We start from the raw sequence: 13,838 nt of genomic DNA on the forward strand, positions 1-13,838 counted from the left end.
GTTGTTATTTGATTACTGTTATTCGTATTACTATTACTTTGAATATACGGCTTTAGTTGAACACATTAGTCTGTGAGGCATTTGTAAAATCCTTCACTGTGATGTTAGCCGTTGCGTTCTCAGGGTCTATAGGAACAGTAGGATCAGAAGAACCCTTACCCTGAATGGTGACATTGACGATATAATTCATGTTTGGATAGACCTGCTTCACTGTTCCTCCATCGGCAGCACTTCCGTTAGCAGAATTATAGTTGATGTTCACAGGATAGTAGACAGGAACTGCACTAGTGCCGTCTGCAGCGAACAGCCCCTTTATCACAAGACGGGTCGGAGTGGTGGCATTGTTAGGCATTGTATAAAGGAACAATATCTTACTAGTATTTTCCCAGTTAGATGTCGCCGCACCAGTTACACCACTCAGCGTAGTATTTTTGGCTGAAAAAGCACTAAGGTCAGTACCTGTGCCAAGATATGATCTGAAATTGGAAGAAACATCGCTCTGCCCCTGACAGAGATTGGTGTATGTGGCAAAGGTAGAATAGCTGCTTGCTGGATAGAAGTCAAGGGCATCTGGAACATTCGACATGAAAACCTCGGTAGGCTTGAATGTTGCATTCTTGTAGGCACCTGCCGCACTGAAGTTCACACTGAGTGAGTTCAGAGTTACCTTGGCTACCATGTGATATACGTCTACATTTGCCTCATAGGAACTAGTCGCAGCATCCTTCAAAGTAATAGTTCCTGTACCGAACATAGGAAGTTTACTACTGGCAACGGTTGTTGCAGCATCGCTTCCTCCCCCCAGAGCATCATCGATACCAAGCGTTCTATTCTTAAAATCAGCCGCATTCTTGACTCCCGTGAAGGTTCCCGACTTAGCATTCACTGCCACTAGGACGATGTCCTCATCGGCAAGCTGACTGGTCGTGATCTTAGGAGTAGTAGAACCTGGCACCTCTTGAATGGTCTTTACGGCATTACCCGTATTCTTGTCGAAGATACCGATAGTAACACTGTTGATGGTGTTCTCTGCTGCTGTACCGGGATCGGTATAGACGGCGGCACGGGTACCGGCAGGTTTCAAATTCAGCGTTAAGGTCTGAGTACCCGTTGAAGGCTTCTCTGTTGTAGGAAGTTCTTCACTTGAGCATGATGTAAATAAGCCCTGCGTGGCTATGGTTGCCAATGCGAAGAAGGCTAGTATTGCTGGTTTTGTTCTCATAATTATAAATCAATTTAATTATTAATATTATTTTTATTCCTTTTCGTTATTTCATCTTCATCAGTTCGCTCAAAGCTTTGTCTGCCTGAGTAACTCCGGCTGCCTTTGCCATCTTTAGGTAAACCTCTGCCTTATCGCGGTTGCCCTCGCTAAGATAAAGAAGTCCCATATTGCAGTAGGCTCTTGAATCAGTCTCCCAGCGCTTAAGATACTTATGCGCAAGGGTTACATCGTTACGTGTGAGAGCCACACCGGCTGCATTGATGTTTGCCTCGGGATTATCAGGGAAGAGACGCGCGGTCAGGTCCACGATATCGTTATATTCACGAGAACCCTTCTTGTAGAATGCCGCTGTAGCATAGAGTTCACCCAGCGTCATCGTGGCTGGATTTGAACCAAGATGCTGCATAGCAGAGTTGCTGTCGAAACCATCGTGACGGAAGGTCAGCGTATATTTGATGCGATAGACTTTCGGGAAGATAAACTTCACCATATACTCATAGGGCATACCGTGACCGATGTTCTGAATTTCACGCTCACGACCGTTGACTACGTCGATGCTCTTGATGATGTCTACAACGGCTTCACGAAGATTCATGCCGCTACCTGCTACAAGTGAAGAGATACTGTCCCAGTCCTCAGCAAGCCAGCCTACGGTAAGGTCGTTACGATTGGTGAGCTTCTGCTTCATCAAGTACTTCTTCAAATCAAGAGAACGCTCCATTGCCTCACTCTCGTTGCGGCGGTAGTTGCCGATAGGAGCACCGAAACCGTTGATGCGAAGACCTACGAGGCTCGTACCGTAACGCTGCAATTCACTTTTCACGTCAGTGGCGATGGTATTGAACACGGTGCGGTTGAATCTGCTGCCGCTGAGTTTGGCAAGAGACTTGTTGCCGAAGATCTGAATCTCACCGCTGCGGTGGAACTTATCTATATCGGATCCCTGAGGCTGAAGGAACTGTACATAGTCCATCAGATTATAATAGTGAACATTAGGATCGGGATTGTCGTTGCTCATGTCGTGGAGGTAGATGTTCTTCAGCACAAGGTCCTCGTAGACATGGCCGCGGTGACCTGTGCAGTTAAGTTCCTCGCTCTCTACATACATGCGGCACTCCTGCATCCAGTCCTTATAAGGAACTGTAGTGTCGTAAATGAAGTAGCGCTTGGCGGCATGGCTGTCCTTGACAACGATGGGCATGTTGCGGCGATTGTCGGAAAGGACCTCTGTGCGATGGGCATCACGCTCACGCTCACGACCGTTGATGACCACTGAGGAAAGCACTGAGACCGCGCTGTCTGTCTTCAGCACAGGAGTGAAGACGAGCGACTCACAGCTTCCCACGACACTGCTGTCATAGCTTACCTTCATGCGTACACGGAGAAGGTCACCCTGACGGGTGAAGTTCTCGGAGTTGACGTAGATCTGTCCGCCGTAGACAGTCTGGGCGGATGCTGCGGATACCGTTCCGCTAAAGGCAAGAAGAAAGAATGCAGATTGTAATAGTTTCATTTCTCTATAAATATTATTTCATTGTTATTATCTTATTATTATCACTTAATGATATACACCAGCGATACGGAAAGGGATACCGGACCGACATAATCCCTACCCTTTGTATATTCAAGGTAGCCATAGGTTCCCTCACGGTAATGGCGGTAGCGCAGATGGAGATAGCCCGCAGAAAGGGATGTATCTATGCCCCAGTGAGGAGAGAGTATTCGATGGAAGCCGAAAGTGAGTCCGGCACCGTTGAAGTTGCCCTCAGCACGGTGACTGGTAAGGCGGAATATGGGAATGCGGTTTAGGTTGAAGCCTCCATGAATGCCGAAGACTCCTATATAGGGACCACGGAAGGACTTGCGGAACCAATGACGGGCTTCATACTGAACAGACCAGTTCTTCCATTTACGGTCGCTGCCGTAGGATATCGGGCAGTAGGTAGAAGAAACACTCAGGGTAAGGGTACTGTCAAGGCGGACCTCAGTACCCAGGGATGGAATACATAATGCATCATAGAGCAGATTGGATTTCAGCGCTACAGACTGCGCATGAAGGCGCAATGACGAAAGTAATACCAATAAAACCAAAAATGACTTTAATATAATATCACTTACTCTACACTTCGTACTATGAAATTTTAATTTGCTCATCCAATATATCTATTCTATAATTACACGTTCCGTTACTTTGCAAGTAACAGAAAGGATTCGGGAATAGTATAGAATAAAAATAGGCAAAAGGATAACTTACCGGCGGATAATGGATTCCGGCGGATATCAATATGTATATTGAATTATATTTAAAATGTGTTTATATTAAACGTGTTTAGGTTATCTATATCCCGTTGGTTATTTTTTTTAGCGTTTTTAGGTTAATAAATGCAAATTTATATGTAACTTGAGGAATTAATGACTACATTTGCCAAGTTATTAATCCTTTCTGTTACTTGCAAAGTAACAGATATCTTTTATTCTTTATTTTGATGTTAATAGATGCCGTTTTAAGCTTTAAAAACAGCATTTTATCTGTTGTTTATTTTACATTCAGACATTTGCAGACCTTGCTGTTTGCCTTACCTATTTCAGCTGCATCAAAACCTTTGAGATATATCTGTGTTGTCCTGATATCGGAATGACCGAGAGCTGAACTGATCACCTCAACTGGCACATGATGGCGGAGGGCATTTGTTGCCCACGAATGGCGGAAGGTGTAGGAGGATATATGAACAGTTACGCCCAAGGTATCTGCAAGGCGCTTTAGACCAGCATTGAAATTGCGAAGCAATGACTGATAGTGCCTGTAGCCGGACTCAGTACTGAGATCTATATTTGATAGGTGGAGATGCTTGATGAGGTTGCAACTATCCCTATTTATTGGAATATTAACACTGTTTCCTGTCTTTTGGCGGTTGTATTTCAACACACCATCAACAACGGAATTAAGGCTTAAATGCTGCAGGTCGACAAAGGGCATACCACAAAGTCGATACATGGCTGCAGCCATTAGCTGCACCCGTTTCAGAGCTAGACTTTTCACCTCACCAGTCAGGATCTCCTTCAAATTAGATTCGTCGAGTGCCTTCTTGTGGTTTCTATCAATGCCCGTGAACACGTCATGAAACAGGTTGAACACAAATCGGGCAAGACCTGCCATCACCGCCTTGTTGTAGATGGCACGGAGCATACGCATATAGGTAGAAATGGTGTTGAAGGAATGGGAAGTACGGATAAGGTATTTCTCATAAAGTTTCAGGGCTTGGGTAGTGATGTCGCCGAACCGGATGGTGTCGTGTCCGAGATACTCACTGAAAGAGTGAGCGGCACAACCATAAAGGTGGGCAGTAGAAAAGCTCCCGCAGCTTTTTTGTTCGTTGATACATGTCTGGGTAAAAGAAGAGAATGTTACTTTCATAAAAATAATAATAATTTAAAAAATGAATTACAAATATACAAATCAAAAATCAATAAAAAGAAAGTACAATCTCATTTACAATTTAATAACAGACGAAACATTATTATTTAAGTACGGATTATATATATTGTTCAAAATAATAGACAGATTGTGAGTTCACGCTAATTCACACAGATCTATTTTACTGTATATATTTGCAGTATCTGCTAAAGCAGATGTATATTCCCACAGATCTCATTCTTTGCATGTACAAACGGCATTGTCTCCCACAGATTGAATTTATCAACGTAAACGGCATTATCTCTCGCAGATAACGCTGAGGTCGCAGATAAACAGCAAACAGCTTGCACTTCACGAGCTATAACCTCTGCGAAATAATGCAGCCTGCTGCATTCATCTGCGATGATCTGCACCATCTGCGAGAGAATAACACGCAAGAGGACTCAATCTATTGCACAAAGAAACCCCAATGTCTCTCGCTGTTATTGGATTAATCAGTGCTATTAGATTATTAAAAGATATTGAAAAAAAAATAAGCATAGTTATTGGATTTCTCCGATAACTATGCTTAATATGATTTATGGGTTATGATTTAATATTCACCCCATGCCTTGATATCAATATCATCAAGGGACAGTGTGCAGAATGCATTGATAAAGGCACTCGCAAGACGACTGTTGGTGATCAATGGCACGTTTAAGTCGATTGCAGCACGACGAATCTTATATCCGTTTGTTAGCTCATGAGCAGTAAGATCCTTTGGAATGTTTACTACCATGTCTATCTTCTTCTCGTGAAGCATGTCTATAGCCTGTGGATGTTGTCCTTCCTCAGAAGGCCAATATACACGTGTATTAGCTATACCGTTTTCCTCTAGGTACTTGCTTGTTCCACCCGTAGCAAACAATTCATAACCATTGGCTACAAGTTGTTTAGCGGCATCAAGCATCTCAGCCTTCTGCTTTGCACTACCTGTTGACAAAAGGATGGTCTTCTTTGGTATGCGATGACCTACAGACAACATACTTGTAAGCAATGCTGTGTTAGTATCGTCACCAATACATCCAACCTCTCCCGTAGAACTCATGTCTACACCAAGTACTGGGTCAGCCTTCTGCAAGCGGTTGAAAGAGAACTGGCTGGCCTTGATACCAACATAGTCGAGATCGAACAAGTTTTTCTTGAGTTTCTCAACAGGAAGTCCAAGCATTACCCTTGTAGCAAGTTCGATAAGATTTATCTTCAACACCTTACTTACGAATGGGAATGAACGACTGGCACGCAGATTACACTCAATAACAAGTATCTCATTTTCGCGAGCCATATACTGGATATTGAAAGGACCGTTGATGTGAAGGTTCTTTGCAATCTGACGGCTCACACGCTTGATGCGTCTTACTGTCTCAACATAAATTTTCTGTGGTGGGAACTGAATTGTAGCATCACCAGAGTGTACACCGGCAAACTCGATATGTTCACTGATGGCATAAGCCATAATCTCACCGTCTTTGGCAACAGCATCCATCTCAATCTCCTTTGCATGCTCGATGAACTTAGATACCACAACTGGATGATCCTCACCCACGTTAGCAGCAAGCTGAAGGAAGCGTTTGAGTTCCTCCTCATTTGAACATACATTCATGGCTGCACCAGAAAGTACATAAGAAGGACGAACGAGAACTGGGAAACCGACACGGTCTACAAAAGCATCAATATCATCCATGCTTGTGAGGGCACTCCATTCTGGCTGATTGATACCATTCTCTGTAAGCATGGCTGAGAACTTAGCACGGTCTTCAGCACCATCAATATTCTGGGCTGTAGTACCAAGGATAGGAACATTCTGCTCATCAAGTTTGATAGCCAAGTTATTTGGTATCTGACCACCTGTACTTACGATTACACCATGAGGACATTCGAAATCAATGATATCCATGACACGCTCGAAGGTGAGTTCGTCAAAATAAAGACGATCACACATATCATAGTCTGTAGATACTGTCTCTGGATTATAGTTTATCATGACAGAGCGCCAGCCTTCCTTGCGAATCGTGTTAAGAGCCTGAACACCACACCAGTCGAACTCTACCGAACTACCGATGCGATAAGCACCCGAACCAAGAACGATGACAGAACGCTTGTCTTTTTCAAACTCTATATCACTCTTGACACCACTATAAGTGACATACAAATAATTAGTCTGTGCAGGATATTCGGCAGCCAAGGTATCAATCTGCTTAACAACAGGGATGATTCCATAAGTCTTACGCTTGTTGCGCACGATGATAGCAGCCTTATGCATGTTACCGATTTCGGTTTCAAGACCTATAGCACGAGCTATCTGGAAATCAGTAAATCCATAGACCTTTGCTGTACGCAGAAGATCCTTATCAATCGTATTGATGTTGGCATTCTTAAGATTATCATCAATGTCGATGATATGCTTGAGTTTCTGAAGGAACCATTTGTCAATCTTAGTAAGATCATGAATCTGGTCGACAGTGTATCCCTTGTGCATAGCCTTAGAGATAACGAACACACGTTTATCAGTTGGCTCGCATAGAGCAGCATCAATATCATCAATCTTTAATTCTTTATTGCCAACAAATCCGTGCATGCCCTGCCCGATCATACGAAGTCCCTTCTGGATAGCCTCTTCAAAATTACGACCAATTGCCATAACCTCTCCAACAGACTTCATACTAGAACCTAGTTCCTTGTCAACTCCACGGAACTTAGAAAGGTCCCAACGAGGAATCTTGCAGACTACATAGTCGAGAGCAGGCTCAAAGAATGCACTTGTGGTCTTTGTTACAGAGTTTTTCAACTCAAACAGACCATATCCCATTCCAAGTTTGGCTGCAACGAAAGCGAGAGGATAACCAGTAGCCTTTGAAGCCAAAGCAGAAGAACGAGACAAACGGGCATTAACCTCGATGACACGATAGTCTTCGCTCTTAGGGTCGAAAGCATATTGCACATTACACTCACCAACGATACCAATGTGGCGTACAATCTTTATTGAAAGGGCACGCAACTTATGATATTCGCTGTTTGTAAGTGTCTGAGAAGGAGCGATAACGATACTCTCACCGGTATGAATACCAAGTGGGTCGAAGTTTTCCATATTACATACCGTAATACAGTTATCGTAACGGTCGCGCACAACCTCATATTCTATTTCTTTCCAGCCTTTCAAACTCTTCTCTACCAAAACCTGTGGAGAGAAAGCGAAAGCCTTTTCGCAGATAACATTCAATTCAGCCTCGTTGTCAGCAAATCCAGAACCAAGACCTCCAAGTGCATAAGCAGCACGCACGATGACAGGATAGCCCAGATCAGCAGCAGCCTTGCGAGCCTTGACGATATCATCACAAGCCTCACTCTTGATTGTCTTAACATCAATCTCGTTGAGCTGATTAACAAACAGTTCACGGTCTTCTGTATTCATAATGGCAGCAACTGGCGTACCAAGAACACGGACATTATATTTTTCCAATATACCAGAACGGTCCAACTCAACACCGCAGTTAAGAGCAGTCTGACCACCGAATGAAAGAAGAATACCATCAGGCTTTTCCTTCTGAATTACTCGCTCAACAAAATAAGGTTGAACAGGAAGGAAGTAAATCTGATCAGCCACTCCCTCGGAAGTCTGAACAGTAGCAATATTAGGATTGATAAGTACGGTTTTGATGCCTTCCTCACGAAGAGCCTTTAAAGCCTGTGAACCAGAATAATCAAACTCACCTGCTTCACCAATTTTCAACGCACCTGAACCTAGCAGCAATACTTTCTTTATATTTTCGTCTTTCATTATAGCTTTACTTTAAAGTTTCTACAAATTTGTCGAACATGAACTCTGTATCAACAGGACCTGAACAAGCCTCTGGATGGAACTGACTTGTGAACCAAGGATTAGTGTTGTGGCAGATACCCTCATTAGAACCATCATTCATATTAACGAACAACTCTTTCCAATCACTTCCCAGAGTCTTAGCGTTGACAGCATAACCATGATTCTGACTTGTGATATAGCACTTCTCTGTACCAACAAGACGAACAGGCTGGTTATGACCACGATGACCATATTTAAGTTTATATATCTCAGCACCGGCAGCCTTTGCCAATAACTGATTACCCATACAGATACCGCAGATAGGTTTGGTACTGTTGTTCATCTGCTTGCGGATTATTTCTACAGCATCAGAGCAAACATCAGGATCACCAGGACCGTTGGCAAGGAAAAGTCCATCATATTGCATATCAGTGTAGTCATAGTTCCAAGGAACTCTTATAACCTCAACACCACGCTTGATCATGCTTCTGATGATATTAGCCTTCACACCGCAATCAACAAGAACGACTTTCTTTCCGGCACCTTCGTTGTATCTGATAACTTCTTTGCAAGAAACTCTATCAACAAAATTCACACCTTCATAATCAGCTTCTGGTATATTGTCAGGTTCATCATCAAAGATAATCTTACCCATCATCACACCATGCTCACGCAAAACCTTAGTGAGTTCCCTTGTATCAATGCCAGTAATGCCTGGAACATGTTCACGTTTAAGCCAATCAGCAAGACTCTCAACAGCATTCCAATGACTATACTGCTCACTATAATCATTAACGATTATAGCTGAAGCATAAATCTTATCGCTCTCCATGAAAGTAGGAATGCCATTGCTCTCGATAGTGAAAGGAGGCACACCGTAATTTCCTACAAGCGGATAAGTCAGCGTCATAAGCTGTCCGGCATAAGAAGGGTCGGTAAGACTCTCCGGATAGCCCATCATGGCTGTGTTGAAAACGACCTCACCGGCAACTGGCGCATCATAGCCAAAGCTCTTGCCGTGAAATTTTGTTCCGTCACTTAAGACCAAAGTTACGTTCTTCATCATTCTATAATATATATAACTTTAAATATTCTTTTTCAATCATCGTATCTATTTAAACAAGCTTATTATTTCTCTACACTTTCAACATAGTTTACAAAAGCCTGATTACAGAGTTTTGTTCCACCAGGTGTTGGGAAATGTCCTGTGAAATACCAATCACCCTTATGGTTTGGTATAGCCTTGTGCAATCCCTCTATGCTCTGGTAGACAATCTCGATAGGAGTTGTAACACCCTCTGGGCGAAGTATCTCGACAATCTTATTATTTATTTCCTCTATCGTAAATGGTTTGTAGATATTACGAACCACATTAACCATATTTTCTTTTGGTTTTTTGAGTTCATCCTTGCACTCATTATAAGTATCACGAATAACATTATCCATTCCACGATCCTTAAGCAAAGCTATTGTTGCTCTGAACACACAGAACTCCTCCAAGCGAGGCATGTCGATTCCGTAATAATCAGGATAGCGTATTTGCGGAGCACTACTGACAACAACCATTTTCTTTGGATGCAGACGATCTAAAATTCTAAGAATACTCTTTTTAAGAGTTGTTCCACGAACAATGCTATCGTCGATAATCACGAGATTATCCTCATTAGGCGTAATACTATCATAGGTGATATCATATACATGGCTCGCAAGGTCGTTACGGCTATTGCCTTCGGTGATGAAAGTACGCAGTTTGATATCTTTCCACGCAATCTTCTCAGACCTAACGTAATCATTCAGAATGTCTTCTAATTCTTCGTGAGTAGGAGCATGTCCGAGACTCTCTATCTTCTTTATCTTCTCGTCGTTAAGATATCTCTTAAATCCATTGAGCATGCCATAGTAAGCAACTTCTGCTGTATTTGGAATATAAGAGAACACTGTGTGAGCAGTATCATAATTAACAGCCTTAAGAATAGGCTCTGTGAGTTGCTCACCCAACTTTTTACGTTCATTGTATATATCACAGTCAGAACCTCTACTGAAATAAATTCTTTCAAAAGAACATGCAGAATCACCTTTTGGCTGAAGAATCTGCTCAACAGTGCATTCGCCATCTCTCTTAACGAGAAGAGCAGCACCAGGGGCAAGTTCTTTGATATCGGCACTATCAAGATCGAAAGTAGTCTGAAGAACAGGGCGCTCACTCGCAAGGACAACAATTTCATCATTCTTATAATAGAATGCAGGACGTATTCCCCAAGGATCACGCATGGAGAACATCTCTCCACTACCAGTAACGCCACAAACAACGTAACCGCCATCAAAGTCGGTCATTGTTTTTTTCAAGACGTTACTCATCTTGACATTATCTTCTATGAATTTTGTGATATCGGTATTAGTTAGTCCTTTAGTTTTAGCAATTTCAAAATTTCGTTCAACTTCTCTATCCAAACGATGTCCCATCAACTCGAGCATTATATAGGTATCACTATATACCCGTGGGCATTGTCCCTGAAGAGTGAGCTTATCAAAAATTTCATCGACATTAGTCATATTGAAATTACCACAGAAGCATAAATTTTTGGCTCTCCAGTTGTTTCTTCTTAAGAAAGGATGGACATAAGTTATTCCACTCTTTCCTGTAGTACTGTATCTGAGGTGTCCCATGTATAACTCTCCCGCGAAAGGAAGGTTCGCCTTAGCGAATTCCACATTAGACACATCATCAGAAGCGATGTTAGCATAATCCTTATGAACATTGTCGAAGATCTCAGTAATGGCGTTAGAGCCTTCAGCCCGTTCACGGAACATATATTCGTTCCCAGGCTGAGTATTGAGTTTCACGCATGCCATTCCTGCTCCCTCCTGACCTCTATTGTGCTGTTTTTCCATCATCAAATAGAGTTTATTCAGGGGATACATCCAAGTGCCATACTTCTCCTGATAATATTCAAGTGGTTTGAGCAGACGAATTAAAGCTACACCACAGTCTTCCTTTATTTCTTCCATATTATATTTTATTCTATTCTACAGTGACTGATTTAGCAAGATTTCTTGGTTGGTCTACATTCTTATCCTTGCAGACAGCAATATGATATGCAAGGAGTTGAAGTGGGATTGTTGCCAGCAACGGTTCCAGACATTCAAGCGTCTTAGGTAATTCGATCACCTCATCGGCAATGCGGCTGATGGTTTCATCTCCCTTAGTAACAAGGGCTATCACCCTACCCTTACGAGCCTTGATTTCCTGAATGTTACTGAGTACCTTCTCATACATTGCATTATGTGTAGCAATAACGACTACCGGCATATCTGAATCTACAAGCGCAATAGGACCATGTTTCATTTCTGCGGCAGGATAGCCTTCAGCATGTATATAGCTGATTTCCTTCAGTTTCAGAGCACCTTCCAAAGCAACAGGATAACTGTAGCCGCGACCAAGATAAATAACGTTGTGGGCATAAGTGAAGATGCGACTTAAATCAGCTATTTTATCGTTTTGTTCAAGCACCTCTTTCATCTTATCAGGAATCAAAGACAACTCCTTCACTACGTCATTATATGTTTGATCATCAATAGTGCCCTTCTCTTTAGCTAATGCTAGCGATAACATGACCAACACGATAACCTGACCAGTAAACGCCTTTGTTGAAGCTACACCAATCTCAGGACCAACATGGATGTAACTACCTGTATCTGTGGCTCTAGGAATGCTTGAACCAACAGCGTTGCATATACCATATATCAATGCTCCAGAACGCTTTGCCAACTCTATAGCAGCCAAAGTATCGGCTGTCTCGCCACTCTGTGACATCGCTATAACTAGGTCGTCCTTGGTGACAACAGGATTTCTATATCTGAACTCACTTGCATATTCAACATCTACAGGAATACGGCAGAATGTCTCAATTAGTTGCTTACCAATAAGTCCTGCATGCCAACTTGTTCCGCAGGCTACAATAATGATTCTCTTAGCAGCAAGTAATCTTTCTTTATAATCAATTACAGCACTCAGCGTAACTTTATCAACATCTGCATTTATACGTCCACGCATACAATTCTTCAAACATTCAGGCTGCTCAAAAATCTCTTTAAGCATGAAGTGTGGATAACCACATTTCTCTATCTGTCCAAGATTCATGTCGATAGTATGTACCAAAGGATTAAGTTCGCGATTGAGAATATTTACGACCTTAAGCTCTTCACCAAGACGCATCACAGCAATACTGCCATCTTCAAGATAAACAACCTTATCAGTGAATTCAATGATAGGACTTGCATCTGAACCAAGGAAGAATTCATTTTCGCCAATACCGACGACTAGCGGACTCTGCTTGCGGGCAGCAATAATTTGATTAGGTTCGCGCTTGTCAAGCAATGCTATTGCATAAGCACCTATGACCTGATGCAAAGCAACCTGAACGGCAGTAAGTGTATCAAGGTTTTTCTTGACCTGAACATACTCTATCAACTGAACCAACACTTCGGTATCGGTATCAGAACGGAACTTCACACCTTTAGCGATCAGATTATTCTTGATCTCAGCATAGTTCTCGATAATGCCATTATGAATAATGGCAAGATTCTTTGATTCAGAGTAGTGAGGATGGGCATTAACAGATGATGGTTCACCATGAGTAGCCCAACGAGTATGAGCAATACCTACATGGCCACTGATGTTTTTGGCTTCACAAAAAGACTCAAGGTCAGCAACCTTTCCCTTTGTCTTGTAAACATTAAGATCATCATTATTTATGAGTGCCACACCAGCACTATCATATCCTCTATATTCGAGTCTTTTTAATCCTTTGATTAAAATTGGATAAGCATCTCTGCTACCAATATATCCTACAATACCACACATAAATTATTTGTATCTAATATTATTTTTAAATTTATATATTAAAAAAAAAAGATGAAACCGAATAAATCAATTGTCATCCTTATTTTCAAATCATTGTAACTAACTACTAATAACCTTTCCCTGCATAAAATTCATATTGTCGATATCGGCATGCGAGGCGGTTTGTATCAAACCATCTTTCTTGATGCCTTTACCTATAAAAATATATTGTGAAAAGTAATTGTCTATCTGTTTTAGATTGCCGACGTGGAAATAAGATATTGCTAAAGACTTTTGACAATCGGTAACAACAACATCAGCCACTTTTTTGCTATCAGAGCAACTGCTCATTAGCAAAACAATTGCCATAATAAATAGTGAAATGAGTGATTTCTTCATATCAACAACTCGGTAATCGTTAAAACCTTTGCAAATTTAGCTCTAATATTTGGAAATGGCAAATATTTGAGCTTTTAAATTAATGACTGATTTAAAATATTATTTTTTTCACTCTTAG

9 protein-coding genes and 1 pseudogene are annotated in these 13,838 nt (G+C 41.8%); all 10 read right to left on the reverse strand.

From position 1 onward, the window contains the following. Nucleotides 1-52: 52 nt before the first annotated feature. Entirely contained in the window at nucleotides 53-1,222 is a 1,170-nt protein-coding gene (locus tag prwr041_RS00380; protein ID WP_237072265.1) for a hypothetical protein, read from the reverse strand. 46 nt (nucleotides 1,223-1,268) lie between these two features. Then, nucleotides 1,269-2,738 (reverse strand): tetratricopeptide repeat protein, encoded by a 1,470-nt coding sequence (locus prwr041_RS00385; protein ID WP_207154380.1) that lies wholly within the window; start codon nucleotides 2,736-2,738, stop codon nucleotides 1,269-1,271. A gap of 41 nt (nucleotides 2,739-2,779) precedes the next feature. Beyond that, entirely contained in the window at nucleotides 2,780-3,379 is a 600-nt protein-coding gene (locus tag prwr041_RS00390; protein WP_207154381.1) for a DUF3575 domain-containing protein, read from the reverse strand. Between the two features lie 382 nt (nucleotides 3,380-3,761). Then, complete coding sequence (locus prwr041_RS00395; protein ID WP_237072350.1) at nucleotides 3,762-4,412, reverse strand: tyrosine-type recombinase/integrase; 651 nt, start codon at nucleotides 4,410-4,412, stop codon at nucleotides 3,762-3,764. Nucleotides 4,413-4,430: 18 nt separating this feature from the next. Beyond that, nucleotides 4,431-4,640, reverse strand: a pseudogene (locus tag prwr041_RS13595) (phage integrase SAM-like domain-containing protein); the annotation flags it as partial. A 592-nt stretch (nucleotides 4,641-5,232) separates the two neighbouring features. Beyond that, nucleotides 5,233-8,457, reverse strand: coding sequence for a carbamoyl-phosphate synthase (glutamine-hydrolyzing) large subunit (gene carB / locus prwr041_RS00400; protein WP_207154383.1), 3,225 nt, complete (start codon nucleotides 8,455-8,457; stop codon nucleotides 5,233-5,235). A 7-nt stretch (nucleotides 8,458-8,464) separates the two neighbouring features. Continuing rightward, nucleotides 8,465-9,541: a glutamine-hydrolyzing carbamoyl-phosphate synthase small subunit gene (gene carA, locus prwr041_RS00405; protein WP_207155535.1), complete on the reverse strand. Its 1,077-nt coding sequence runs from the start codon at nucleotides 9,539-9,541 to the stop codon at nucleotides 8,465-8,467. 65 nt (nucleotides 9,542-9,606) lie between these two features. Continuing rightward, nucleotides 9,607-11,487, reverse strand: a complete 1,881-nt coding sequence (locus prwr041_RS00410) for an amidophosphoribosyltransferase (protein WP_207154384.1) — start codon at nucleotides 11,485-11,487, stop codon at nucleotides 9,607-9,609. A 13-nt stretch (nucleotides 11,488-11,500) separates the two neighbouring features. Next, nucleotides 11,501-13,342, reverse strand: coding sequence for a glutamine--fructose-6-phosphate transaminase (isomerizing) (glmS, locus tag prwr041_RS00415; protein ID WP_207154385.1), 1,842 nt, complete (start codon nucleotides 13,340-13,342; stop codon nucleotides 11,501-11,503). Nucleotides 13,343-13,441: 99 nt separating this feature from the next. Further along, nucleotides 13,442-13,720, reverse strand: coding sequence for an outer membrane protein assembly factor BamD (locus prwr041_RS00420; protein ID WP_207154386.1), 279 nt, complete (start codon nucleotides 13,718-13,720; stop codon nucleotides 13,442-13,444). Nucleotides 13,721-13,838 lie beyond the last annotated feature (118 nt).

It is taken from the genome of Prevotella herbatica (assembly GCF_017347605.1).
GTDB lineage: Bacteria > Bacteroidota > Bacteroidia > Bacteroidales > Bacteroidaceae > Prevotella > Prevotella herbatica.